The organism is Paenibacillus xylanilyticus (assembly GCF_047246825.1).
Taxonomy (GTDB): Bacteria; Bacillota; Bacilli; order Paenibacillales; family Paenibacillaceae; genus Paenibacillus; species Paenibacillus xylanilyticus_B.
This window is the reverse complement of sequence record NZ_JBFOLB010000003.1, coordinates 236,259-262,624: the sequence shown is the minus strand read 5'-3', so window position 1 is coordinate 262,624 and position 26,366 is coordinate 236,259. Positions and strand designations below refer to the sequence as shown.

16 protein-coding genes are annotated in these 26,366 nt (G+C 50.3%); 15 read left to right on the top strand and 1 reads right to left on the bottom strand.

The genetic code is table 11. The features are described from left to right. Positions 1–332 precede the first annotated feature (332 nt). From AB3N00_RS20540 to AB3N00_RS20490, 11 genes are all read left to right on the top strand, one after another. Positions 333–2,126: a vWA domain-containing protein gene (locus AB3N00_RS20540; protein ID WP_413036248.1), complete on the top strand. Its 1,794-nt coding sequence runs from the start codon at positions 333–335 to the stop codon at positions 2,124–2,126. 301 nt (positions 2,127–2,427) lie between these two features. After that, positions 2,428–5,817: a tubulin-like doman-containing protein gene (locus tag AB3N00_RS20535; RefSeq protein WP_413036247.1), complete on the top strand. Its 3,390-nt coding sequence runs from the start codon at positions 2,428–2,430 to the stop codon at positions 5,815–5,817. Between the two features lie 25 nt (positions 5,818–5,842). Then, a complete protein-coding gene (locus tag AB3N00_RS20530) occupies positions 5,843–8,263 on the top strand; it encodes a transcription initiation factor TFIID (RefSeq protein ID WP_413036246.1) in 2,421 nt (806 codons plus the stop codon). 72 nt (positions 8,264–8,335) lie between these two features. Continuing rightward, on the top strand, positions 8,336–9,619 hold the full coding sequence (locus AB3N00_RS20525; RefSeq protein ID WP_413036245.1) for a vWA domain-containing protein: 1,284 nt from the start codon (positions 8,336–8,338) through the stop codon (positions 9,617–9,619). 21 nt (positions 9,620–9,640) lie between these two features. Continuing rightward, positions 9,641–10,288, top strand: coding sequence for a beta-mannanase (locus AB3N00_RS20520; RefSeq protein ID WP_413036244.1), 648 nt, complete (start codon positions 9,641–9,643; stop codon positions 10,286–10,288). A 48-nt stretch (positions 10,289–10,336) separates the two neighbouring features. After that, positions 10,337–11,596, top strand: coding sequence for a TRAFAC clade GTPase domain-containing protein (locus AB3N00_RS20515; protein WP_413036243.1), 1,260 nt, complete (start codon positions 10,337–10,339; stop codon positions 11,594–11,596). After that, entirely contained in the window at positions 11,593–14,793 is a 3,201-nt protein-coding gene (locus AB3N00_RS20510; RefSeq protein ID WP_413036242.1) for a hypothetical protein, read from the top strand. The genes AB3N00_RS20515 and AB3N00_RS20510 overlap by 4 nt, the downstream gene beginning before the upstream one ends. A gap of 213 nt (positions 14,794–15,006) precedes the next feature. Beyond that, entirely contained in the window at positions 15,007–15,516 is a 510-nt protein-coding gene (locus AB3N00_RS20505) for a hypothetical protein (RefSeq protein ID WP_413036241.1), read from the top strand. Positions 15,517–15,838: 322 nt separating this feature from the next. Continuing rightward, on the top strand, positions 15,839–16,729 hold the full coding sequence (locus AB3N00_RS20500; RefSeq protein WP_413036240.1) for an ABC transporter ATP-binding protein: 891 nt from the start codon (positions 15,839–15,841) through the stop codon (positions 16,727–16,729). A 93-nt stretch (positions 16,730–16,822) separates the two neighbouring features. Then, on the top strand, positions 16,823–17,635 hold the full coding sequence (locus tag AB3N00_RS20495) for an IucA/IucC family C-terminal-domain containing protein (RefSeq protein WP_413036239.1): 813 nt from the start codon (positions 16,823–16,825) through the stop codon (positions 17,633–17,635). Positions 17,636–17,775: 140 nt separating this feature from the next. After that, entirely contained in the window at positions 17,776–18,255 is a 480-nt protein-coding gene (locus tag AB3N00_RS20490; protein WP_413036238.1) for a glutathione peroxidase, read from the top strand. A gap of 71 nt (positions 18,256–18,326) precedes the next feature. On the opposite strand, the gene pelA is transcribed toward AB3N00_RS20490, so the two are convergent. Next, on the bottom strand, positions 18,327–19,499 hold the full coding sequence (pelA, locus tag AB3N00_RS20485; RefSeq protein WP_413036237.1) for a pectate lyase: 1,173 nt from the start codon (positions 19,497–19,499) through the stop codon (positions 18,327–18,329). A gap of 518 nt (positions 19,500–20,017) precedes the next feature. Between pelA and AB3N00_RS20480 the strand changes: the two genes are divergently transcribed. From AB3N00_RS20480 to AB3N00_RS20465, 4 genes are all read left to right on the top strand, one after another. After that, complete coding sequence (locus AB3N00_RS20480; RefSeq protein WP_413036236.1) at positions 20,018–21,379, top strand: FAD-dependent oxidoreductase; 1,362 nt, start codon at positions 20,018–20,020, stop codon at positions 21,377–21,379. Positions 21,380–21,630: 251 nt separating this feature from the next. Then, positions 21,631–22,470 (top strand): formate/nitrite transporter family protein, encoded by an 840-nt coding sequence (locus AB3N00_RS20475; protein WP_413036235.1) that lies wholly within the window; start codon positions 21,631–21,633, stop codon positions 22,468–22,470. Positions 22,471–22,851: 381 nt separating this feature from the next. After that, a complete protein-coding gene (locus tag AB3N00_RS20470; protein ID WP_413036234.1) occupies positions 22,852–24,915 on the top strand; it encodes a molybdopterin-dependent oxidoreductase in 2,064 nt (687 codons plus the stop codon). Positions 24,916–25,093: 178 nt separating this feature from the next. Next, complete coding sequence (locus AB3N00_RS20465) at positions 25,094–26,317, top strand: MFS transporter (protein WP_413036598.1); 1,224 nt, start codon at positions 25,094–25,096, stop codon at positions 26,315–26,317. Positions 26,318–26,366: the final 49 nt, after the last annotated feature.

Here is a 26,366-nt window from a genome sequence, read left to right as displayed (position 1 = left end):
AGGACAAAAAGAAACAATATGGCGAGGCATCCGTATGTAACCATAGTCGATTCCTTTCTAGGCATAGTTGTTATGCAGATTAGTGTAAATCAGTAGGTTCGGTTTTGTATGATTGCAGTTTGCTGCCAATAACTATATCATATTTCCATAGTTGGAATTAAAATGCCAACCGAAGCGCTGGATAGGTGGATTTTTGTCAGTCATTACAAAACTGTAACTCAAGATAGGGGTGCTTTTCAGAATATATTAGTAGACTGTTAAGATTTCCTTAAGGCTTGACGCCTATAATAAACTATTCCCATTTTAATCTCAAACGTGAAGGAGTACACCCAATGCTGCGGACAAGCAAAATATGCTGGCTCAGTGGAACCCTGGTTCTGCTGACACTTCTTACGCTGCTGCTGCCTCAGACGATGCTGCCCCAAGCTGCAGCTGCTCAGGCACAGACGAGCGGGATCGACGCGGTACTTGTAGCCGATGTAAGTAACTCGATGAATACAAGTGACCGTGACAAGATCAGCAATGAAGCCATGAAAATGTTTATTGATATGCTGCCGGTCCAGGGGGACAAGGTAGGGATCGTTGCTTATACCGATCAGGTCGAGCGGGAAAAGGCAATGCTGGAGATTCAGTCCGATGCGGACAAGAGCAGCCTGAAAGACTTTATTGATCAGCTCGGCCGAGGGCCATATACCGATATCTCTGTCGGGGTAGCCGAAGCGGTGAATGTACTGAATCATGGTGCTGATGCTTCGCATTCCCCAATGATTGTATTGCTGGCTGACGGAAACAACGATTTTAACGATACCAAAGGCCGCACGCAGGCAGAGTCGGATGCGGATTTGGCCAAGGCGGTCAAGGAAGCACAGGATCAGGGCATTCCGGTATATACGATCGGACTGAACGCAGACGGCAAACTGAACAAGGATGCACTTGCTGATCTGGCCAAGCAGACTGGAGGCAAGTCATTCATAACCAATACACCGGATGATCTGCCGCAGATTCTGAGTGAGATTTTTGCAGACCACGCCAAGCTGAATGTCGTGAAATTGCCTTCAATCACAGGGAACGGCAGTTATCAGGAAGTTACCGTGAATGTGCCGAATGATAGCGTGCTTGAAGCGAACATCTCGATTATGTCTTCTAAGCAAGTGCAGATTGAATTGACCGATCCTTCCGGCAAAGTGGTGGACCTGAATTCGGATGAAGCCAAGCTCTCCACATCCAAAAGTTATTCACTGGTGAAGCTTCTCAAGCCGCAGGAGGGAGACTGGAAACTTCGGGTAAAAGGGGCTCCCAAAGACAGCATTGATATCAACCTGCTGTTCAACTATGATCTGCAGCTCGTCGTGGACCCAATTAAGACCAAGTCCTATACGAAAGGTGACAATGTGGATCTGGCAGCCAAGTTGGAAAATGGAGGCCAGCCGCTTCAGGATAATGATCTGTATGCCGATATGAAGGCGACATTGGTCGTGACTGATCTGGATACGGGCAAGAGCGAAGAACAACCGCTGGAAAATACGGGCAGCGGCTTTGCCGGTACCTTTGAAGTGCCGGACAATCATAACTATGAGCTGGTGATTCGTGCGGAAGAAGACAGCTTTTACCGTGAAAGTGCTCCGATCACCATCAATGCGGGCAGTGCAGCAGGCACGGGAACGCAGCCGACCACTTCAGGTGGTGCGCAGGACAAGCCGTTTCCATGGTTACCCGTTATTTTGGGAGTCGTAGCCTTGCTGGTGATTGCCGTTGGTGCCTGGTTCCTGATGGGCTGGCTGAAACGCAAAAACCGTGGTTTTGTCGGACAAATTATTATCGAAATCCGCGATGAGAACACCGGAGACAAGTCCTATCCGCAATACAAAAAGCTGGCTTCCTTCCGGGGCAGATTCCATCTGCATCAGCTGTTACAGCTCGATCCGGAATTGAAGGAAACCGAGAAATATGTATTTACGCCCAGCAATGGGGATCGAATTATCATTCGCAACACCGCAGGCGGTACATTGGAGAAATCCGGACGTGCCGTTGATGCAAGCTCAGGCGTTGAACTGAAGAACGGTGACCAACTGAGCATCCCGCTGCAACAGGCGGATAAAACCATTTTGATTGAGTACCTGGTCTAAAAGAAACAAATGGATAAGTGAATGTAAGCTATATAAGTTGAAATATACATTTACACGAGAACGTAGAGGGCAGAAATAACCTGAAGAAGCGGAGCTAAAAGCATTCTGTAAGAAAGCTGCTTCGGGAGCATGTTCTTCGCCTTTATCACCGGATTTTCACCTTTGTAAAAGTGAATCAAAAAATCTGGGGATAACAGCGATCGGAAGGTTGTTCTGACATCGAAGTGGCAAGTGTAGATATCTTTGATTTCAACTTGTATACATTGAAGCATATGTGTGTTAACCAAAGGGAGGACATGGTATGAAACCAATTGTCAGAGAACATATTCAGCAACTGGACGTATCGCTTGGCGGAGGGATTGTCAGCGAGAAAATCAGGGTCGACACGATCGATAACCCGATCCTGATTATTGGTCTTGGGGGAACGGGAATTGATGCGCTGCTGCGTCTCAAATATCAGATTAACCGCCGCTTCAAGCTTCCTCAGGACCCGGTATCCAAGAAAAAAATGGACAAGCCGGACAACGTGGAGTTTCTCGCGTTTGAAACCAACGAACAGGATCGTGCGAAGAAGTACAAAGGCATCGGACTTGACCCGATAAACGAATTCGTCCTGTTGTCCAATGCCGAGATCGGTGGACTGCTGCAGAACCGCAGCGTACTGGAGCCGTATATTACAGACTGGCTGTCTCCGGAACTGAGCATCACGGACGGTATGAATGGAGCAGCAGGTGTACGTCAGGCTGGACGTTTGCTGCTGTTCACCAAGATTAATCAGGTCGTGCAGGCGATCGACAAAAAGATCAAAACACTGTCTGTAGGCACCAACAAAAAGCTGATGGTGTTCCTGCTTACCGGTTTGTCCGGTGGTACGGGCAGCGGCTGCTTCCTCGATATTTCCTATATCGTGCGCGGCATCATCGAACGCGATCATGGTTCTGCCGGGATTGACCGCGTAAATACGCTGGGATACCTGTTTACGCCAGACGTGAACCTGTCGAACAAAAGCTTGAGCGAACACACCCGCGAATACATTCGCAAGAACGGGTACGCTGCCCTCAAAGAGCTGGATTACTGGATGAACGTAGACAGCCGCGGGGAGCGTTTCACACAGAAATACGGCAATATTCTGACCGTAAATTCACCGCTGCCGCCATTTAACCTGTGTCATCTGATTTCGGCAACGAATACGGAAGGCAAGTTGCTGGAGAACGCCTATGACTACTGCATGAACGTTACGGCTGAGAACATCACCAACTTTATGGCCAGCGAGGAGAAGCAGTCGGGCGAAGAATTTGCGATTCACGATTATATCAGTAACATTCGCACCAACATTGCACAGATGAACAAGGCTTATCCGGCCAACTATGATTACAACATTATCGGTGCCTCTTCGGCCGTACTCCCGATTGAAGAGATGACCACCTATCTGGCTTACCGGATGTTCGACAAAATGAGCACCATGTTCTCCAAAGCACCGAACCAGGAGGACACGGAGAAGTTTGCCCGCAAGCTGGGCATCGATCTCGAAAGTGTCGTGAAATCTTTCGAATCCCGCGTGCCTGAACCACTGCCGGGTTATCAGAACAGCGAACGTCTGTCGTACGGAAATGTGGTGAAATCACAGGTCGTGAACATGGACACCGAGCTGGAGCAGAACTTCCTGGCCCGTGCCCGTGAGGAATATATCAAGGCGAAGAAACAGCTGCCGGGCGAGATTGCCGGTCAGTTTACCGAACAGATCCGGCGTATGTTTTTGCATCCCGAACAGGGTCCGTTCTACGTCTCCCGTCTGATCTACACGGAGAAAGGGTTCTGTATACTGAAGATGATCCAGTCGTATATCGAAACCCTGCGTGAGAATGCGTTCCGCATTCCGCGTGACATTGAAGCTGCACAGGAGCAGTCCGAGGAGAAACTGGGCGACGCGAAGAGTGCTTTTGTTTCAAAAGAGAAGAAGAAAAATGCTTATATTGAAGCAAAAATCCATGAATACTGGCTGCACGCCGACGTGGAGCGCAACGATCAGATGATCGAGTTTTATGAAGATCTGTACGAATTGCTCAATCAGGAGAACAGCCGCATCTACAACGTATTTACGGAGACGCTGAATGCGCTCAGCTCGATTTTCTCCAAGAACGGAGATATTTTGACGCGTGGCGAGGAACAGTCCGATCACAAAGGAAATAAAACATACTACTGGAATGTGGTTAGTGTACCGGATATCGTCAATGTGGTGGATGGGCTGCTGGACAAGCGTGATACGGATGATCTGATCCGTGACTTCTCCCGTGAACTGCTGGAGAACTCGAACCAGTGGGTGAAGGAAAATGAGATTGACGTGGTCAGCTCCATTTCAGACTTCCTGACCGAGAAGTTCGGGGACCTCATTACCCGTTCCATGGAAGATTTCCTGGTGATCAAATACGGGCAGGACGAGTCTGTCGAGAAATTCGTGGAGCGTCACATTGCAGGCAAGCTGGATGACGAAGCCGTTCCGGTGTTCAACCTGAGCAACAGCACAGGCAGTCTGCATTTCCCGTCATGGGGATTTGTCTCTGTGCCGACACAGGCACCGGGCATTCTCAAAGGGATTCGCAACTATCAGAACAATGCGGTCGGCAAATCCCACTTTACGGTCAAGGAAAGCGAAGTCCGCAACCGGATTTTCTGGCTGAACACGCGCAACGGGGTGCCGCTGTTTGTGTATACGCCGCTCAAAGTATATGAAGAAAGTTATGAACGCACCATTTTGGACAAGGAAGGCATTGGCCGCCATCTGGTACAGACGGAGAAAAACAACTGGACCTACCTGCCGTCTCCAATTCCGGAAAAGTCTTGGGGCGATGTATACGAGAATGCTCGGGTGAAGCAGTATAACGCCCGCATACGTACCGAATTTGAGCAAGCGATTGGATACAACATCATTACAGCCAAAACGATCGATGAAAATACGAGCAACCGTTATGCCGTTGTCACAACAGAGCCGTTTGACCTGTCCGCGAAGATGAATGCCTACGACATGCGTCTGACGTCAACGACCCCGAATCTGGGTGAAGTGAAACGGGCGGTTACGGAACTGAAACGTCTGCAATCTGAAGGCCTGCCGCGTGTAGGGGTTAAGGATATTTTCGGTAGTATTAATGAGGATATGGCAAAAGAAAACCTGGTACGTTCCCCGCAGCTCATCGCACGGGTACGTGAGGAACTGGCGAAAATGAATGCCATCTCGGCCAAAGTTGCTGAACTCGAAGGCATTCTTGCCCAATATCAGGACGAGGAGCAGTGGTATGACCGCTTCATCGAAGCTCTGTATACCGACACGATCGTCAAAAAAGGCGCGCTCTACGTCTATGACCGTGATCCGGAAGAAGATGCATGGGAGCCGTTTGCGAACCTGATGAAGAGCCGCAACTTTGCCGAGTATGAAGTGTTTGGCAACTTCCGTGGTCTGTCCGAGAAAGATCGCAGCACATTGCTGCGCAAAGCTTCCCGCCGGGATAACGAATTAACGGCTTCGGAGGACATTGCTCCGCTGCTGGTGAAACTGGATGATCTGGCTGCCCTGTTCATGGAATCCCGCGACCGTCTGGAATATGAACGCGTGGAGCTGGCGAACGGTGAAGACATCTATCAATTCTACAGAACGATGTCGTCGAAGCTGAATGACATTCGCAGAAGGCTGAAGTAACATGGCGGCCGGGAGGGAGTTCAGTATGAACAATACCCTGAAGCGTGACCTGGAGAAGTATGCGGCACAGTATGCGGCAGAGCAGGAGCGGCAAGGCAGCCTGGGTGATGGACGAAGCAGCATCCATTACCCGGCCCTGTTTCTTTTTATAGGCGACCTGGTCGAACCGGCCATGTCTGCAGTGCGAGAGATCAATCAGTTGAAGTGGGATAACGGGGAAGGCGTGGTGTATCTACACATTGGAACGGAGGGCGGGAAAGGCCAGGGGGGACGAGAACATCTTGATTCATCGGATGATGGTCAGGTGACCCATCATACCCTGCCTCTAACCACCGTACAGGCGGAGCGGCCTTCCAAGACCATGCGCAAGGATGTGCACCGCAGCTTTCACGATTCGGAGCAGGCGCTCTTCGGTCTGAATCGCACGTTACGCCGGGTGAGCAACCGGATTGCTGAATACGGGCGGCTGTATTCATCGTTTGACCGGATCTACGTGACGGTTGTCACAAGGGCGGATGATCCGCTGAATGTGCTCCTGCCCGAACTGACCAAGCTGACCGAAATCATTCTAGCCCAATCCTTCAAGTCGGTTCAGACGGATCTGCATGTGCTGGTCAGCGAAATGGAGCAGGTGGATTCCTTCGGATATGCAAGTGCAGCCGGACTCGCTTTCCTGCGTGAACTGGATTACATGCAGGCGCTGGACTATACGTTCAGCGGCAATCTGTTAGTGACGGAAGATGGCATTTCGATTCCGGTGGAGCATCCTTCTTCGCCTTTGTTTGATCTCGTCTATATCCTGTCAGACAAAAATGAGCGCGGAACCGGTGTAACCGGTGGATGGATGGAGAATGCCGAGATTATCTGCCGAATCTGCCTGCTGAAGAACCGGAAACAGGATCCCGATGCATTTGGTGCTGTTGCAAGCACAGGAGCCAACACCTATAACAATACGTCATTCAAAAACAATATTCGTACCACCTCGGACCAGCATGGCTATGCGAGTGCAGGTTTTGCCGAGATCAGACGGCCAAACAAACCAATCGCGCTCGCAGTCCTGTATCATCTGTACCGATATCTGTTGGATCGGATGCGGCAGGAACCCGAATGGAGTATGAAGGACAAGCTTGCTTTCTTCGGACTGGATGCGGCATCCGTTGAGCGTAAGGTCGAAGGCCTGCTGCCTGAACAGGATCTGGTGGGCGGCATGAGCGGCATTATGACGCATAACGTCAGCTTCTCCGATCTGAAGCCGCTATCGCTGCGTGAAGCAGAGCGAGCGCTATTCGGTCAGGGAGCTGAAGCGTACTTCCGTGATAACATGGTGCGTCCGGCCGAAGAACGTTTGCGTCAGCGCAGCAGCCAGGGCTCCCTGCGCCGGCAAGCGGAGCAGTCACGGACGGAGTATCCGGAGATTGGCTATTTTCAGTGGGCTTCATGGAGTGACAGCAGCCCCGGAAGCGTACGTGAGGCCCTGCAGGGACTCATTCGTGATAAATCCGTTCAGCTGGATTCTGCACGTGCACTGCTGGAACAGCGCCAGCAGGAGCAGGTGGAGGATCAGTCGTTCAAACGGGCATTGTTCCGCGACAAACAGAACGTAAGGAACCTGATCGATTGTTTGCTGGAGAGAGTGTATGTACCCAAAGTCGAACTGTTACGTCTGGAAAATGAACTGCAGTTGTTCCGGATCTGCGATTCAGAGATGGAAGAGCTTCATAGCTTCAGCCGCAGCGTAACGGCAGCATTGGAAGCACTGGAACGCATGCTGCGTGAGACGGCAGAAGAGCGTATCGCTGCCGCGGACGAATACATCGGACAGAATGTGATGGAGTATTACGGCAAGGTGACAGAAGCGTTGATAGCCGATTTGGAGGGCAAGCGCGGACGGGATGTATGGTTTGAGGATCGTTATATGGGAGACATAAACCGGCTTGCTGCCGAAGGCAATGAGCGTTTGCTTCAGCGTCTGATGGAGGTATGCCACACATTACTGCTCACAGCGGAACCGCTGAGGGTACCTTTTGAGGAAGAGCTGCTGCAGCGGGCGAATGTAACCATTGCTTATGGGGACAAGAACGTATTGACCCGTGATGATCTGTTCCGCAGGCTGTATCGTACGCTGGAAGATCAGGCGGTTATTCGGATACGGGTATTTGATTACACACAGGAACATCGATATGAAGAAAAGTATTTCTTTGGTGATCATCACAGTGCCTTCATGGATTATGCGGCGCATGCCGAGGAAACGTCACGCATCTATAAGCTGGGTGTCGTGTACGAAGAGCGCAGCAGTGGTGTGGAAAAGTTGAACCTGATGGGAGGGTTCCATCTGGAGGATCTGATGGTCTATCGCAACGGCAAGGTTTATTACGACTCGTATACGGAGAACGGTTATGAGCTACACCCCTCCGATTTGGCTGATAAACTGTCACCCATGCGGTAGTACGACATATCAGATCAACTCTGGTATTAATTCAGCCTACGATAGGCTGGTTTGGAAAGGATGCATGCGAACATGCAGCGAAAAATCAATCTTCTCCTGGTCCTGTTCAGCCTGATTGGCGGAGCCGTGGGATTTGCGGCAGGAGAAATCATGCTGCGTCAGTGGCTCGGGGAAATGCCGCGCCTGCTGCTGATGGGATTATACTTCGGTGTACTGGCGCTGAGTGTGGGTCTATTCTGTTTGCTCGCCGAGATGATCTCGCCCAAGCTGAACGGGTCTTCCTGGAAGCTGAGATATCTTGGGTTATCGTGGAAACTGCTCGTTCCGGCAACGCTTGCTCTGCTGTTTGTCGTTGGGCTGGTTTTTCAATTGTTGTATCAGATCAATCCAGGCGGTGTGAAACAGGTGAAAGACATCGTGCTGATGATCGACAACTCGGGCAGTATGACGGATACGGACCCCGATAATGGGCGTTTCGAAGCAGCCAAGACGCTGATCAATCAAATGGAAAGTGACAAGCAGGTTGCGGTCTTCACCTTTGATGATCAGCCGCAGCTGCTGCAGCCCTTTATCGCATTGGATAGTGAAGCGGCCAAAAACGAGGTAAACAGCAAGATCGACGGCATTGTCACAACGTCAGGCGGTACAAACTTCGATGCCGTGCTCCGGGAAGCCATGGAGCAGATCCAAGGCAAGCAGGACCCTAAACGCGGAACGGTTGCCATACTGCTCTCGGATGGATTCAGCGAGGCCGATACCTCAGACATATTGGACGAATATGCGAATGAACAGATTGCCGTCAACACCGTCGGTCTGAGTCTGGTAGATCCATCCGGCACCGACTTGCTGCGCAACATTGCTCAGCAGACAGGCGGCATGTACTATGACGTACCGGATTCCGGTGGTCTCAACATGGCATTTCAGCAAATTTACGATACGATTGATGAACGGACATTGGTGACCGAACGTACGGGCATGATGGAACACAGTACCTATCTGGCGATCTTCCGTGTTGCCGCTATGCTGCTGATTGGTATAGCGCTGGGCGTATCGCTTGGGCTGGTCTTCGATAACCGCCACCTGGCTGTCAGCTTCGGTATTGGTGGAGCGGTATCAGGCCTGCTTGCAGGACTCTTGCTGGAATGGGGGCTGGATGGATCGCCTGTTGGTGATACGTTTGTAAGATTCGGTGCGATGCTCATACTATCGGCTGTGCTTACGCTGTTTACCTGGATCATTCCCATCAAGGAGAATACTCCGCGGAGCAGCCGGGGTCGCCGTGAAGCGGGCAGGGGAACCCCGTCGGCAGACGGTTTCGGTCAGCGGGCGAGAGATACACGCAGCAAAGGATTTTAAACATCGGGAGGTTGGAGACACATGCGATTTGCAGATGCGGACCCTTCGGTGCCTCTGATTCGCAGACTTACACTTGCGGTGGACGATGGCTATTGTACGCTTCGCTGGCTTTGGCCGGAAGGTGTGGAAGCTGTGTACGTGGAACGGCTGGAGCTTGAGTTGGTTGGTGACGAGCAGAGTAGGGACCAGACTGCTTCAGGCAAGTTAAAGCTGTATACGAGAGAAGAATACAAGGCGAGTAACGGATATATGGACCGGATGACAGGGTTTGGCGCCATTCGGTATACGGTGCATGTTTGCCGAATGGACGAGGACGGTCCGGTGCTGCTGCGTCAGCTGAATGACGAGAATACGGTCATTGCAAGCGCAGGCAAGGCCGATATCCATTTTTCCATTCGATACAAAAGTGGTTTTTTTCAAAAACGAAAAAGTGTACTCATGACCGTAACGGCAGAAGTGCCGGTGCCTAAGGAAGCGCTCTGTTATGTACGCAAGCAGGGCGGAGTTCCATTGAACAAGGAAGACGGCACGGTGTACCCTTTTGTCAGTGATTTTGCTCCAGGAAGAAACGAGATGCCGCCCGTGGAAGTAGCCAAGGATGACTATGTGAGGCTGTTCTTCACGGACGGACCGAAATACGGAGCCGTTTACCGCCTAATATCAGACTAGATGAATGTGAGGCAGACTCGAGCTGCCTGAACAGGGAGGGGAGTGGCTATGAGTTTTTTTAGTCGGTTTTTGAAGAGACAGCAGCCGGAAGAACGGCCGCCGTTTTACGATATTGTATGTCCTTATTGCTTCAGCAAGTTTTCACCGGAAGAGGTGGTGTTCCGGGCTGCCCATCACCGGGACGACGATGAAGATTATGCACTGGGGGAAGATGCGAAGCTGAATCGGTATCGCGAACGCTTTGGGCTGGATACCGTATTTGATATGGAAGCCGTTCTGGCTCCGCATGATGTGCCTGAAGAACATCGCATTTATTCGGATAACATTGTGATGGGACTGAATGACCGGTACGGTGTAGTTACGCGGCGCCGGCTGTGTCCACACTGCCATAATGAGCTGCCGGTAACGGCAGGCAAGGCACCAAGCAATATCATTTCCATTATCGGTGCATCCCAGGTGGGCAAGTCGGTGTACATGACATCGTTGATTCATACGCTGCAGCACTATACCGCTGACCACTTCGATGCAGCCTGCATGCCGCTGAATGCGGAGATTAGCCGCAGGTTCCGCGCAGATTACGAAGAACCGCTGTTCGAGCGGGGGAATCTGCTGGATTCGACGCAAAAAGAGAAGCTGCAGGAGCCGTTTATTTTTCAGTTTGTGTTCAAGGATGAAGATAAAGCACCGCTGACCCTGGTCTTTTTTGACGTGGCCGGCGAGGGTATGGTTGAGCAGGATTACCTGGGACTGCATGGACAGCATATCAAGAACTCAGCGGGTATCCTGTTTATGGTGGACCCGCTTCAGATTCGTTCGATTCGGGACAAAATTCGCATTAACCTCGGCAACGAGCCGGGCGAGTGGACCCCACGATATGATGAGCCGCGTGATGTCGTACTGACTCTGTTCGGTGATTTCATCGCCTATCAGGATAAAGCCAAGACGAATATTCCTACGGCCGTTGTGCTTACCAAGAGCGACATGCTGCACTCCCTCAAGGATGAAGAGGGAGATTATATCAAATCCAACAGCAATGTATTCCGCAATATGGTACACCGCGACTGGTTTGATCTGACCGAATTCGAAAATATCGACGGAGAGATCCGGCGTTTTATCGAGAAGGTGGACCGTCCATTCAAAGGCACGATGGATGTGTACTTCAAGGATACGGCCTATTTCGCAGTATCTGCGCTGGGCAGCAATCCGGTGGATATGAAGCTTCAGGGTGTCGTGAGTCCCATCCGGGTGGACGAGCCGTTTCTGTGGCTGCTGTACAAGCTGAAGTACATTGAGGGGAGAGTGGGATGATGCGTTCTTCCATGACCCCGCCAATTGAACAACAGATGTACACAAGAGAGCGGCGCGGGGTGTTTCGCACAACGGAGGGTTTCGATACGGTTGCGGCATCGCCGGGACTGGACCCTTCTTTTATCAAAAAAATTCTTCATCCCTATTGCGTCTATGACGCTCCAGCGGAGCTGACGGGCCGGAGTGAGAAGGACGAGGCGAAGTTCCCGTCATCCATTCATCTGATTCATCTGGAGGGCGGGGAAACGATTCTTGGGCAAAATGTGTACCAGTCTGCAGATTTCACCGGGCTGCGCAGCGCCTTTTTTGCACATAACTATGTCCTGTCTCCGGAACGCTCCGAAGAACAGATGAAGCAGGGGAATTGGCTGGATGCTGTATTCGCCACGTCATATGACATCGAACAAGGTACGGTATTGCCTGCCCTGACTGAATTGCCGGGTGCGCCATTAAATGGGCAAGGGATTGGCTTGGGAGCCGGAGCTATTGCCCGTGCAGTAGCACCAGCCGATATTTTGGGCGCACTGAAAATGAACGAAACTCTCTTCAAGCGTTTGCTCTATGCGGTCATGCAGGCCGTATCGACCCGGCGAAAGGTATACATTGCGCTGGACCTGCCTGCTGAGGAGATCACGGCTGGAGCCAAGGAACTGCTTCGCCTGCTCTTTGCTGCGCTGCCTTACGCGTTCAGGCGGCAGCTCGGCTTCATGACATTTGCCAAGGAGCCACAGGCCAAGAAGGGAGTCCATCTTCAGTTTGTAGAGCGGGGAACGCTCCGTCCCAAAGACCGGAACACGGAGAAGGATTTTACCTTCGATCTGGCTACCGGGAGGGTAACCCATGCGGAAGCATCGGTAGCCCAGCTTCCTTATGCGGAGTTTGCCTGGTCACTGCTGCAGGAGCCGGAAACGGCAGTTTCATTCTATACCTTTGCAGATGAGATGTTATCCGGCACAGAACCAGGACGCGAGCTTTCCATTGAAGCTTACGGGGAACTGTCCGTGTTTTACCGTCTTGAGCAAGGGATGGAAGAGCTCTACCTGAATAATAAGGGCGGGGTCCTAAGCGGACTGCTTACCTATCTGAAGCCGGAAGGCGGAGCCCAGCGGCGTTCTCGCCTGAATGAACTGTTCCTGACCCTGCTCAGCCGGGAGCTCGACAGCGTTAAAAGGGAGAATGTACCCGAGGAAACGGTCGCTGCACGCATCGCGGAGTACTTCCGTGTCGCTGCGCCTGTCGTTCAGTCCCGGATCGTGGACTATTTCATCTATGCGGTTAACAATGCCAGGTCTCAGAAACGGATGATTGCCGTACAGGAATTGTATGCTTTACTGGATCGCGATTCTGGGCTGAGCCTTGCATTCTTCGATAAAGTACTGGTCAATGAATCACTGACGAAGCTGCTGTTTGAGCCTTATCTGGACAGTCAGTTGAAACGTACGGAAACCGCATCGGATGTTATAGGGGTGGTCGAGCGTTGGGTAACCAAGCATACAACTGCAGTGCACAACAGCTTCCTGCTGGAACGGACAGCCACGGAGCTGCGTGAACGATTATGTTCTGCGCCGAATCCGGTTCAGGCTGCGAATGACGCGCTCAAGCGGGTGAGTGTGCTCGACCGGGTTTCCTCTGACATGTTGGTCAACGATGGAATTAAAGCTCGAATTGGGCAGTCTGAGACTGTGACCAGGTCCGGCCGCCCGAGGGGAGCCGAATCAGCAGGATTATCCGCTTATCAGGAGGAGCTGACACGTCTTGCCGATAAGCTGGCATATGTCATTAATCTGTTTCTGATCCAGGATCTTGATCTGGAACGGGTGAACCGGGAGCAGCTATTGAGCATAGATATTTTGTTGCACAGCAGCGAGGTACGTGACTGGGCGGCACGTCAGGGCCAGGATGTATCCGCTCGTACGAACATGATGCTGGCGGCCAGAGCGTGGCTGAGCGGTGAAGGACGTGAAGAAGAGGAACTGGAATCGCTGAGCCTTGCGGAGCGGAATGAACTCCAGCGTTGGGCACGCCGCTGGCTCGCGGACGAACTGCGGAATCATCCGGGAACACCTGCATATGATGCGCTGCCGCTGGCCTTCTACCGGGGAGGGAGCGGCAGCAAGCTGGACTATGCGGGGCTGATTGAGTTTGTCCGAAGCAGTGCTGGCAGTGCGGACGTTTTGTATTCATTTTTCGAATGGTCGGGGAATCAGCGGTTGTTTATTCGGGGCTCCCAGGCGAACAAAGCGTATTCGGACGCCATTGTAGCCTATTTCAAGGAACATGATCGGGAAGCCTTCAAGTCCAAGTCTTCGTTCAAGCCGTATTATGCGAGAGCGGGTAAAACGATGAAGCCGGCCTACGATCGGGCCAAAACGGATTTATCTTCACCGCTTGTGCGCATGCTGACGGGCAAAAGAAAGAACCTATTTTTCGGATCGGTTATCGTCATCCTGATTCTGGGTATAACCGGGGTTACGTATGCACTGACGGTGAATAAAACAGAATCGCCAGAAGCGGCACCTCCACAGACACAGGAGCCCGTGGTTCCGGCCGAGCCTGAGGTGCAGCTTGCAGAGCAGATCGCTTATGTAATTCCGGCATCCGAGGCAGACGGGACGAACACAGATGCACAGCTGGTGCTCCGTTTCAGGAATGAAGCAGACAGTAATGCGTTGTCGCCCGGCTCGCTCCAATTAACCATGCAGGATGGCACAACGCAGGAGGTTGATGCGGCGGCTGATTGGGAGAGTTTTAACCGAAATGAGGAACCGGATGCGGAGGGACCGGCAGGAGATACGAGTTCATCTGAAGGAACTTCTGGGGATACGTCTACAGGCTCTGTGAATGATGAAGAGCAGGTAGAGGACTCCGACCAGGGGACAGGTACACCAACGATGGATGATTCCACTACAGATCAAGCAGCAGATGCAGAAATGAATGGAGAAAGCGGGAATACATCTGGCTCCGCAGATGCTGATGGAGATAGCGAACAGGGAACGGACACCACATCGTCCGATACTTCGGACACAGCGGTGGGATCAGATTCGACTTCATCAAGAGAGCTAACGGTCGCTGAAGCGGATCGCCTGTATCCCTATGGGCAGCAGATGACGTTACCTGCTGATATTAATCCGGAAGACATCGTAAGTGTCCAGATGGGTACGTTGGTAATCAACCTGATGCCAGCGCCGAAGCTGTAGCCGTAGCGTAATGATATGTTTATAACCAAATTGAAAGAATGCAAGATGACCTTGGCATGTAGTCGGGGTCATCTTTTTTAATTTTCATTTCTCACGAATAATTTAGGGAGTTCTTATATTTATCAAAAAATGCAACTTTCTGGTTTTCGGAGATGTCTGACATGAGAGGAGCTATTCTAATAATAAAATGAAGGCAGGTAACCAATGATGCGTGTGTATTTCATACTTTTGATGTGTATTGTGCTCTTGGGTTGTTCGAACACTTCAAGGGGAGACGCACAGCCGGATCATATTCAAAAAGAAGATGGCGGCCCAGTGATTGCAACGAAACAAATAGGGGAGTACATGCTCCGATTCGCCATTCAGAAATCAGATGATCATACGTTCACTTTTCAATCAGGTTTGAAGTATGTGGGAAATGATGCCGGTCATGTGATTCTGCATTCCAAGCATGTTTTTGCGGTAGATATACAGGTGAAAGGGAAGACCATTCTTCCGCCATGGACAACGACAAGCGAAGGACTGACAACAAACTTGACGAATGAGGAATGGTATACGGAACAGGTTGAGATCACACTCACTCAAGCACAAATTCAAAAGTTAACCGAATCAGAGGCGACCATTGTGCTCAATGCCTATTTTCAATCCGAGCAGTCCGGATTTATAGATGAGAAGAGAATGATGTTAAATGCGTCCCAAGTTCTGTTAGAAAATAAGGAATAGAATTATGGTTGTTCACAAATCAGACACAATGCCCTGGATTCAGAAACTTTGGAGATTGAACAACAGCGATAAAAAGCGCGTATACATTGAGAAAAGCTCTCACAACAATCATAGGAATCCCGACAGTAGAACCCTTAAAACAGACCGAAATGTCCTAAAACAAAGCGAAGAGATTGGTTTTTGGTGTTGACAAATGATAATGATTATCAGTATCTTTAGTATAGAAGATTTGTTGTGCCGGAAATACGCTGAACATATAAATTCGTTTTCGTTATCGATAGCCGGAATACATAACCGGGATAAATGAGAGAGGGATGATCGCATGTTTCGTCTGGAGACGTCCAAGCTGGATATCGCTTATGAGGAAAGACTGATTGTTGAGGATCTGAATATTCAAATTCCCCAAGGAAAAATTACTGCGCTTGTTGGAGCCAATGGTTCAGGTAAGTCGACCATCCTGAAAACGATGGCACGGATCATGAATCCAAAAGCAGGTAGCGTGTTGCTCGACGGGAAGTCCATTCATAAGCAATCCACCCGCGAAGTAGCCAAGCAGCTTGCGATTTTGCCACAAAATCCTACGGCACCCGAGGGACTTACAGTAACGGAACTGGTCTCCTACGGAAGATTCCCTTATCAAAAAGGATTTGGCTCCATGCGTGCTGAAGACAAACGCATGATTGAATGGGCCATCGAAGTGACTGGCATGACCGAGTTTCATGATCGTCCGATTGATCAGTTGTCTGGCGGACAACGCCAACGTGCCTGGATTGCCATGGCACTTGCACAAGAGACTGACATCTTGTTCCTGGACGAGCCGACGACATTCCTCGACATGGCTCACCAACTTGAAGTTCTGCAATTGCTGGAGATGCTGAACGCAACGGCAAACCGCACCATTGTCATGGTTGTGCATGATCTGAATCATGCTTCCCGTTACGCACATCACATGATTGGCATTAAGAAAGGTAAAGCGATCGCTACAGGTTCCCCTGTAGAAGTCATGAACTGTGACGTGCTTCGCGAAGTGTTCAACATTGAGGCCGATATCGTGATTGATCCGCGTTCCGGTGTGCCGCTGTGCCTGCCATACGCTCTTGCTGGAGAACGCCAGCAAACGGCAGCGCCAGATCAAATGGTGATGAACGGTGCAATGGTGAGTGCTGCTGCTGGACGCTCGGAACAACGAGTTCGTACCGCAACAGGAAGTTAATGAAATGGACCGGGTATGGTCCTAAATTATAGAATGCAGCCGCTTTGCACTTGTGCAGGCGGCTCATTCGCATTCATGGGAGGACTGCGGGGAATGGGAGCAATCAACTACACCTGGTTACAGCAATATGGAAGAATCACAACCGAGGCGAGCGTAGAATCGGTATATGAGATGCCCATGGCGGCGCTAAGGCAACCGGAGAAGGCGAGAGAGATGCTCGAAGTGTATAACAAACACCTTCAGGCAGAATCCATCCGTTCTGCGGCCGTATATTTCATGCATTCGGTTCGCGGGCTGATGCTCGGGATTCATTACATGACGGCACTCTGTGATACGTGGGTTGATCTTTCACTGGAGAACATGAACCTGCAGTTGGAAGTGAAGGATGGCCGTGCAGCCTTCTGTTTTCAATTGGTGGATGGTACAGAACATTCTTACCCATCTCCGGTGAGTCCTACGGATGCGACAAAGACCTCAAGTCGTACCGATGTCCTGACCTCATATTACAGGGAGCAGCTGCGTCCCCTGATTGAAGGAGTAGCATCTGCTGGAGGCGCTAACCCCGGTCAGATGTGGTCACAGCTTGCCTCCATGCTCCGTTGGTACAAAACAACAGCATTGCAGATGAACATTGAAGAGGCAGAGTGTGAAGCGGTGATTGAAGGATATGAGCACGTTATTGCTATGCCTGCAGATCTGCTCGGTCTAAAAAAGAATGTGCTATCTTTCAAGCCGGTAGAGATTGATAATCCGCACCAACCCGGAGAGACCATGCTAATGAAGCCGGTATGCTGCCTGCATCATCAGGTGTATGGAGGTCAGAACTATTGTTATAGCTGCCCCAAACTCAGTAAGGCAGAGAGGCAGGAGCGTTATGACGCCATTGTGGCAGCCAAATCAGGGTAACCCGCAGAGGTTCGGATCGTGAATTTGGTAAATGGGTTAGCACAGGACTATAATATGGAGACAGGCGCTGTATTACCTTGTAATTTGCAACGTAAAGGCAGCAGCCCAGAAACTAACATCCGTCATGGGAGGAATCAGTCATGTCCGTATATTCGTATCAGGCCGTAACGACTGCCAATCAGGAAGTGCCGCTGGATCTGTACCAAGGTAAAGTTCTTGTCATCGCCAATACAGCGAGCAAGTGTGGGCTGACTCCGCAATATGGAGAGCTGCAAAAGTTATATGATCGTTACCGCGATCAGGGTCTGGTTGTACTTGGGTTCCCTTGTAACCAGTTTGGAGGTCAGGAGCCAGGTACAAGCGAGGAAGCCGAATCCTTCTGCCAAGTAAATTATGGCGTTAACTTCCCCGTATTTGCAAAAGTCGACGTGAACGGTGAGGATGCTCATCCGTTGTTCCAGTATCTTCGCGAGCAGCAGCCTGGCGCAGGTGAAGATAATACGATTCAATGGAATTTCACCAAATTCCTGGTTAACCGTGAAGGAGAAGTTGTCGGACGTTTTGAACCCAAAGAGTCTCCTGAAGTCATGACTGAAGAGATTGAGAAGCTGCTGGGCTAAACAAATAGAACAGATAAAGCCTGTCTCCATTGCTGGAGGACAGGCTTTTTGGATTAATAAAATCATTCAGATTAGGGTAACGGTTTTTTTAAGGTGTAGTATCCTTGGTCCGAGGCAAGCTGAAGGAGATTACGGGCGTAATTGCCAGCCCATGAATAGCCGTTTCTCCGCTCCTCGCTAATGTCCATGATATCCATGTACTTTTTGCCGTCGCGGTCGGCGTAGAAGGGCACATCTTCTTCCACATTGTAGAAACGGTACCAGATAACACTCGTCGGATCAGGCTCAAAATAAACAGGCCCTTGGCGATTGTACTTCGTTCCATCCTCACGAACCTGATCGAACCAGCGGAGGGCGCCCTTGGCTGCTCGTTCAATCTCCGGTGTCTGAGGTCTGGACATGAGAAAAGCGGTGATGGCTACGGATTCGGAGCCTGACTTGGACGCCAGCTCATAGGCCCTTCCGGATACAGGTGCATAAGTTGAAGGATCATGCTGTGCACCCCATACTGTAGGTACACCGTCGTTGATAATTTGGGCTTTCAACGTATACGCAATCCCTTTATCCAAGGCTGTTGCCAGCTTCCCCCTTGTATCCTCACTCAGGATATCGTTGTTAAATCCTTTGCGCTTTTCAATGATGTCATCGATGAGAACCATGGTTCGCACCATGGCATTGTCATTATAAGTAACGCTATCTGAGTAATTGCCACGTTGCGGGTAGACTTGAGGCCATCCGCCTGATGGGTACTGGGAAACAAGGATAAAGTCCACCGCTTTGCGAACACTGTCCCGGAAGAGGGGATTACCCGTTTTTTCATACATGTCGGCTAGGAAGCGGATCTCTGTTGTAGTTGCATCATTATCAAACGTCCCGAGTTCTACGCCTTTTGAGTCCTTCCAGTCAGAGCGTGGTGTTACCCCGTCCCATGAAGACTTATACTTCTCCTCCATGGCTTTGAAAAATCCCCCATGCGGCAGCTGCCAGGATACCATGTTCAGCGCATATGCGGTGTCCTTAGCCAGGTCACCTGTGGAGAACATGCTGTAATCCCTGAGCTTATTCAGCAGTGAAGATACATCAACGCCTGCGGAAGTTTTGGAAGATAGCACCTCCGTTTTTATTGTAACGGGCGGAGAATCGGCGAAAGCAGCAACAGGTTTAGCTATGTCTGTGGTCAGCATGGCAATGATTGTGGTGACAGGAATGAGACTTAATGAAACAGAGATTGAACGTTTCTTCAAATGAACGCCTCCCAATAGTAATTGGTATTCCATTCATATAAAATCCAAATAAAGGGTCAATATTATTGTAAGCGCTTACTAATATAAAAGGCAACCCTCATCTAAAGATTTTTTACTAACTAATCTACAGAGACGGATAGCAATCCGCCACATAATGAAGGATTGCTTTCTCCAGAGGTTCCGAAGCATAATCATGGCTCGAACAGGGGACAATATTCTGAGTGAGGATGAAGATGTTCCCCAGAGGCTTGAAAGAAACTTTTTTTATTTATTTTGAGAAAACACTTGTAATGTGAAAAAGATCACATTATAATGAGTACATGAGGTGAAATAAATCACAAAGGCAACTGACATGTAGTGAATATTTTCACAATATCTGTTTAATCTCATTAGTGAATATATTCACAAGTGTGAGAAAGCGAGATAGCAAACATCGTCCAAAATTCGAGGAATCAAGGCAGCACAATGATAAATGAAGAACAAAACTCTATTTTATAACTCCAAGGGGGACCTTTATTATGAAAATCGCAGTTATCGGATGTACACATGCAGGAACCGCAGCGATCGTGAATACCGCCAAATTGTACCCGGATGCTACCATTACGGTGTATGAACGCAATGACAATATTTCCTTCCTGTCGTGCGGTATCGCACTTTATGTAGGTGGCGTCGTGAAAGATCCGGATGGATTGTTTTACTCTTCGCCAAACCAACTGGCCGAGCTGGGTGTAGTCACTAAAATGCTGCATGAAGTTACAGCAGTGGACGCTGCAAATCATAAGCTTCAGGCTAAAAACCTGAAAACCGGGGAAGAATTTGAAGACACGTTCGACAAGCTCATCGTGACGACAGGTTCATGGCCGGTAGTTCCAAAACTCGAGGGAATCGAGATGGAAAACATCTTACTTTGCAAAAACTACAACCATTCCAATACGATCATCGAAAAAGCAAAAGACGCTAAACGTGTTACTGTTGTCGGAGCAGGATATATCGGTGTTGAACTGGTTGAAGCGTTCCAAATGAACGGCAAGGAAGTAACATTGATCGATAGCGTGGACCGCATTCTGAATAAATATCTGGATCCTGAATTCACAGATGCCATTGAAGAGACATTAACGGGACGGGGCATCAAACTGGCGCTGGGCCAAACGGTGCAGAAATTTACCGGAGAGAATGGTAAAGTGACAAAGGTGATTACATCTAAAGGTGAATTTGAAACCGACCTCGTAATTCTATGTATTGGATTCCGTCCAAATACCGAATTGCTCAAAGGGCAAGTGGATATGCTGCCAAACGGCGCGATTATCGTGGACAAATATATGCAAACAAGCCAAAAAGACGTTTTCGCCGCTGGAGACAGCTGTGCGATTCACTATAACCCAACCGGTAAGGCCTCTTACATTCCGCTGGCGACCAATGCCGTAAGAATGGGTACACTCGTAGCCCGTAACCTGGTTCGTCCTACGACGCCGTACATGGGTACGCAAGGAACATCGGGGATTAAAATTTATGACCAAAATATTGCAGGTACAGGCCTGACCGAAGCATCTGCTGCGGATGACGGTCTGGTGGTGGAAGCTGTGACGCTGGAGGATGCTTACCGTCCGGAGTTCATGCCGACGGCTGAGAAACTGCTGCTAAAAGTGATTTACGAACAGGCTACACGCCGGATTGTCGGAGCACAAGTCATGTCCAAGGCAGATCTGACGCAGTCGATCAATACGATCTCGGTATGCATTCAGAATAACATGACTGTAGATGAGCTCGCCTTCATCGATTTCTTCTTCCAACCACACTACAACAAACCGTGGAACTTCCTGAACTCGGCTGGCCTTCAAGCTCTTCCTCCAGTGGAAGTGAAAGCACCAGCTATGGTTTAAAAAATATCTTATCTAAGGAGTGATCCCTCTGGGGATTACTCCTTTTTATAATATTCGCATCTTTTCTTCCAGCCAGGTAATTCCTTAAATTCAAAACAAATCAATTTGGAATAAACCCATGAGGTTGTGATTAATTGCACAAAGTTTTAAAGCGAGCCGCGATACAATAATATCATCCCAATGAAACGTTCAAACGTCCCGTGCGTGATGTGGGTTACTGCGTTTCATGAACAGTGAAGGAGAGGATGGTTATGGCGGCAAAAACACCTCTTGAGGTTGCACAATATACGGTGAAAACAGGGATGAAGAAAGCACAGAACAGGGTGTCCTCTGTGCTCGTTCTCAGTTTCCTGGCAGGAGCATTTATCGCGCTTGGATTCCTGCTGGATATTCGGGTAATTGCCTCCGCCCCGGCAGAATGGGGCAGCTTGGTTAACCTGATCGGCGCTGCGGTATTCCCCGTAGGATTGATTATGGTATTGATCGGCGGGGGAGAACTGCTGACAGGCAATATGATGGCTGTACCACTCGCCACGCTGGCACGCAAATTGTCCGTGGGCAGCATGCTCAAAAACCTTACTTTAGTTACGATAGGCAATTTTTTGGGTGCACTGTTTGTGGCATATGCATTCGGGCATGTGCTTGGCCTCACGGGAGAAGGCGTATATCTGGCCAAGGTTGTGGATATGGCAGGACACAAGCTGCATGACGGCTTTCTTCAGGCGTTTATATCGGGAATCGGGTGTAACTGGCTGGTTGCCCTGGCGGTCTGGCTGTCTTATGCATCTGATACGATGAGTGGCAAGGTGCTCGGCATCTGGTTTCCGACGATGGCCTTTGTCGCTATTGGGTTTCAGCACGTGGTTGCCAACATGTTTCTTATTCCGGCTGCGATCTTCGAAGGACATTATTCGTGGGGGCAATATATCATGAATTTCATTCCGGTATGGCTCGGTAATCTGACAGGAGGCGCTCTGTTCGTTGCTGCTGCCTACTGGATGGTGTACTTGCGCAAGACTGAACCCGAGGTCAAAGCGGTTGTTCCGACGGTGGAACTGGAAGCCAGACCGATGTTGAGTAAGCAGGCATAACTTTGATTCAACATATATAGCAGCGATTCCATATCGCCTGGATCACAGTGATTGTATGCTGTGAGCTGGCGAGCAGGGGATCGCTTTTTATGTCCAGACAAAATAAATTCGCCATGACAAGGTTCGGGGGAACGAAACCTGTTCATGGCGAATTTCGGGAGTGGTCCATGATATGGCATGAGGAGGAAGTGGGGAAACACTAACCTAATGCCTTGTTTTTAATTTACCCCTGAATTTAGGAGGTGAATCATAGGGTGAAAACTTTTTTTTAGAAAAAATGCATAGTGCGTGCAGCGCCGAAAACAAGACTGTTCTCTTTACGCCATTACCTCCAAAATTATATGATGTAAGGATAGTTTTAAATGGGGAGGACTTGTACATATGATCGATCAGGAGAATGGCGTGTTTCCGGCGGTTTGCCCGCTTGACTGCCCGGATACTTGCGGCCTGCTGCTTCATAAGGAGAACGGTAGAATCGTAAAGGTTGCAGGCAACCCGGATCATCCGATTACAAAGGGTGCCATCTGCAACAAAGTCAGAAACATGGCGGAGCGGGTATATCATCCCGAGCGGCTGCAATATCCGATGCGACGTGTCGGAGCGAAGGGCGAGGGCAAGTTCGAACGTATAAGCTGGGACGAAGCCATTGATGAGATAACGGGAAAATTCAAATCTGTATCCGAGACGTACGGTTCTGAAAGCATCCTGCCATACAGCTTTTACGGAAACATGGGTATCCTGGGGGTAGACGGCATGGACCGTCGTTTCTTCAATGCGCTTGGTGCCAGTATGCTGGAACAAACGATCTGCAATGCGGCTGGCAATACCGGATGGAAATATACGATGGGCGCTAACCGGGGAACCGTGCCCGAAGATACGGAGCATGCGGATCTCATTGTCGTATGGGGTGGCAACATAGTCAGTACAAACATGCATCAGGTGGTCCTGGCTGAGAAAGCCCGCAAAAAGGGAGCCCAAATTGTGGTCATCGACGTTCACCGGAATCGTACGGCACAATGGGGGGATTGGTTTATCCCGCTCTATCCAGGCACAGACAGCGCACTCGCACTGGGATTGATGAATGTACTGTTTGAACAGGGATTGACGGACGAAGCCTTCATGCAAAAGTATACCGTGGGCCATGAGGCACTCCGTGATCATGTTCGCAGCTACACCCCTGAACGCGTTGCGCGCATCACTGGCGTACCAGAGGCGGATATCGTGAAGCTGGCTGAGCTGTACGGTAGAGCACAGGCGGCGCATATCCACATCGGTAACGGTCTCCAGCACCATGACAACGGAGGCATGAATGTGCGAAGTGTAGCCTGTCTGCCAGCCATTACGGGGCATTGGCTGAAGCGCGGCGGCGGTGCCGTGCGCACCAACAGCTATGCGAGCACCAATAGCGACGCACTGGAGCGTCCGGAGCTTCGCAGCAATCCAGAGCCGCGAGTCGTGAACATGAACCGGATTGGTGAAGCGCTGCTGGAAGCGGAGCAGCCCATCCGGGCCATGATGGTCTATTGCAGCAATCCACTGGTCGTGGCACCGGATACCGAGCGGGTCGAGCGAGGTTTTGCACGGGAAGATTTGTTTACGGTTGTGCATGACCTGTTCATGACGGATACAGCGAAATATGCGGACATTCTCCTGCCAGCCAAATCTTCATTCGAAGCGACGGATCTCTACACCTCCTACTGGCATCAGTATGTTCATCTGCAGGAGCCGGTTATTGCACCTGTGGGTGAGAGCAAGAGCAATGTGGAGCTGTTTTCACTGCTGGGACTGGCCATGGGATATGATCCTGAGATTTTCGGTGAAACGCCGGAACAGATGATTGCGGGTGCCCTTACGGATACCGGTAATCCTTATATGAACGGAGTTACGCTGGAGGCACTCCAGGAGCATCGTTTTGTAAAATTGGACATGGCTCCACATGCATCATATCTGGAACAGCTGCCTACACCGTCGGGTAAGATTGAGTTGTTCTCCGAGGCGATGGCGGAGAGAGGCCTGCCACCGCTGCCAACGTATCGTGCTTTGGTCGAAGGGTATGACGGAGAACATCCGGCCGGACCTGGTGATGTGCATCCGCTTATGTTCCTGTCGCCACCGAACCACAACTTCTTGAACTCTTCCTTTGCCAATACGGAGAAGCATCAGCGTATGGAGAAAATGCCAATGCTGCAAATTCATCCGGAGGATGCAGCGAGCAGAAACATTGAAGATGGCGATGCGGTGGTGGTGTGGAATGAGCGAGGACGGATTGAGCTTACCGCGAAGGTGAGTGAGGCCATGCTGCCGGGTACAGTCATCAGCCAGGGCTTGTGGTGGGATGGCAGCGGCCGGAAGCAGCGGGTGAATTCGCTGACGTCCAATCGGCTGTCGGATATGGGCAATGGGGCAACATTCTTCTCGGCCACTGTCGAAGTGAAGCGTCAATGAGTGTGCTTGCGCATTGGGGCTTTTCAGGTAAGATGAACAATGGATGAACCATGGAGCAGAATGTAGAAAGTTAAAGTTATCTTCAATAAATACGAATGGCCTCTGCTCTGATCAAAGAATAGCCGTGAGCAGAGGTTGTTTTGCTTTTTTAAGGTGTTAAGGAGAATGAATAAAGATGATGAGATGGTTGGATACATATCCAAAGGAAGTCAAAGTATTTTTGCTGGCAAGCCTGGTTAACGCGACAGGCAGTGCCTTGATGTGGCCGCTGACCACGATGTACGTATTTGATGAACTCGGAAGGACGATGGCCAACGCTGGATTCGTTATATTAATCCAGTCGCTGGGTGGTATCTTTGGCCAGCTGCTCGGTGGCGCACTATATCACAGGGTGGGCGTCAAGAAACTGATTATCGGATCGCTTGCCCTTAATGCACTCGGGCTGTTTGCACTGCCCTGGATTAGTGCGTACTGGGTCGTGTTTATATGTGCGATGGGCTGGATCGGTTTGTTCAGTTCGTTGTCACTGCCTGCCATTCAGGCCTTCATTGGGTTTCGGTTTGCGGAGCGGCGGGGAGAACTGTTCAATATTATTTATGTGGCAAACAATATCGGTGTAGCGATTGGTACGGCACTCAGTGGTTTTTTGGCCGACTTTTCCTATCATCTCAGTTTTGTACTGAACGGAGTGACCTCTGCCGGGTTTGCGATCTTCTTCTGGTACTATCTGTCGCAGGCGGAACCGGATCAGGGAGAAGTTCATTTGACGAAACGCAAAACCGTCCAGGATGGCCCGGGGATCTGGGCGCTGCTCGGCAACACCAGATTATACCTGTTTATGAGTCTGGGTGTTTTGTTCATCTTGTTTGGCAATTCCATCTGGAATACTGGCGTGTCTCCGTATATTATCTCTGAAGGTATGGAAAAACGGATGTACGGCCTGCTCTGGACGCTTAATGGGGTTCTGATCTTTGTAGGACAACCGTTCACCAGCTGGGTTAAACGTACCATGGCCCGCACCTCCACTGCGCAGATGGCAGCAAGTGCTGTGTTCTACGGTATGGCTTACATCGTCATGATTACCATGTACAGCTACCCCGGAATGGTTCTTGCAATGGTGCTGGCTACCTTTGGGGAAATGCTGATCTCGCCTGCAACTCCGGCCTTCATATCTGAACATGCAGGGAGAGCTGCGCCATTTTACATCGGGGTGTCTGGCGGGATCGGATCCATTGGTCGTGTCATAGGCCCGTATGTGATGGGTGTGATGTATGATAAGCAAGGCCTGATTTCCGTAGCCTGGCTGGCGACAGCCATGGCGGGGGTGGCACTGCTCGGTTTTGTACTCCATGCCGTGCTGAATCGCCACCGCGAAGTGAAGGAGTATGGTTTGGACACTTAGCGTTTCCAGCGCGGAATATAAGGAGAAGACACGTTGGTCGAGCAGGAAA

Excerpts from the sequence above, each read along its gene's own strand:
- AB3N00_RS20520 (WP_413036244.1), top strand. The coding sequence starts at position 9,641 with ATGCGATTTGCAGATGCGGACCCTTCGGTGCCTCTGATTCGCAGACTT.
- AB3N00_RS20535 (WP_413036247.1), top strand. The coding sequence starts at position 2,428 with ATGAAACCAATTGTCAGAGAACATATTCAGCAACTGGACGTATCGCTT.
- AB3N00_RS20530 (WP_413036246.1), top strand. The coding sequence starts at position 5,843 with ATGAACAATACCCTGAAGCGTGACCTGGAGAAGTATGCGGCACAGTAT.
- AB3N00_RS20480 (WP_413036236.1), top strand. The coding sequence starts at position 20,018 with ATGAAAATCGCAGTTATCGGATGTACACATGCAGGAACCGCAGCGATC.
- AB3N00_RS20510 (WP_413036242.1), top strand. The coding sequence starts at position 11,593 with ATGATGCGTTCTTCCATGACCCCGCCAATTGAACAACAGATGTACACA.
- AB3N00_RS20465 (WP_413036598.1), top strand. The coding sequence starts at position 25,094 with ATGAGATGGTTGGATACATATCCAAAGGAAGTCAAAGTATTTTTGCTG.
- AB3N00_RS20540 (WP_413036248.1), top strand. The coding sequence starts at position 333 with ATGCTGCGGACAAGCAAAATATGCTGGCTCAGTGGAACCCTGGTTCTG.
- AB3N00_RS20470 (WP_413036234.1), top strand. The coding sequence starts at position 22,852 with ATGATCGATCAGGAGAATGGCGTGTTTCCGGCGGTTTGCCCGCTTGAC.
- AB3N00_RS20500 (WP_413036240.1), top strand. The coding sequence starts at position 15,839 with ATGTTTCGTCTGGAGACGTCCAAGCTGGATATCGCTTATGAGGAAAGA.
- AB3N00_RS20525 (WP_413036245.1), top strand. The coding sequence starts at position 8,336 with ATGCAGCGAAAAATCAATCTTCTCCTGGTCCTGTTCAGCCTGATTGGC.
- AB3N00_RS20515 (WP_413036243.1), top strand. The coding sequence starts at position 10,337 with ATGAGTTTTTTTAGTCGGTTTTTGAAGAGACAGCAGCCGGAAGAACGG.
- AB3N00_RS20495 (WP_413036239.1), top strand. The coding sequence starts at position 16,823 with ATGGGAGCAATCAACTACACCTGGTTACAGCAATATGGAAGAATCACA.
- AB3N00_RS20490 (WP_413036238.1), top strand. The coding sequence starts at position 17,776 with ATGTCCGTATATTCGTATCAGGCCGTAACGACTGCCAATCAGGAAGTG.
- AB3N00_RS20475 (WP_413036235.1), top strand. The coding sequence starts at position 21,631 with ATGGCGGCAAAAACACCTCTTGAGGTTGCACAATATACGGTGAAAACA.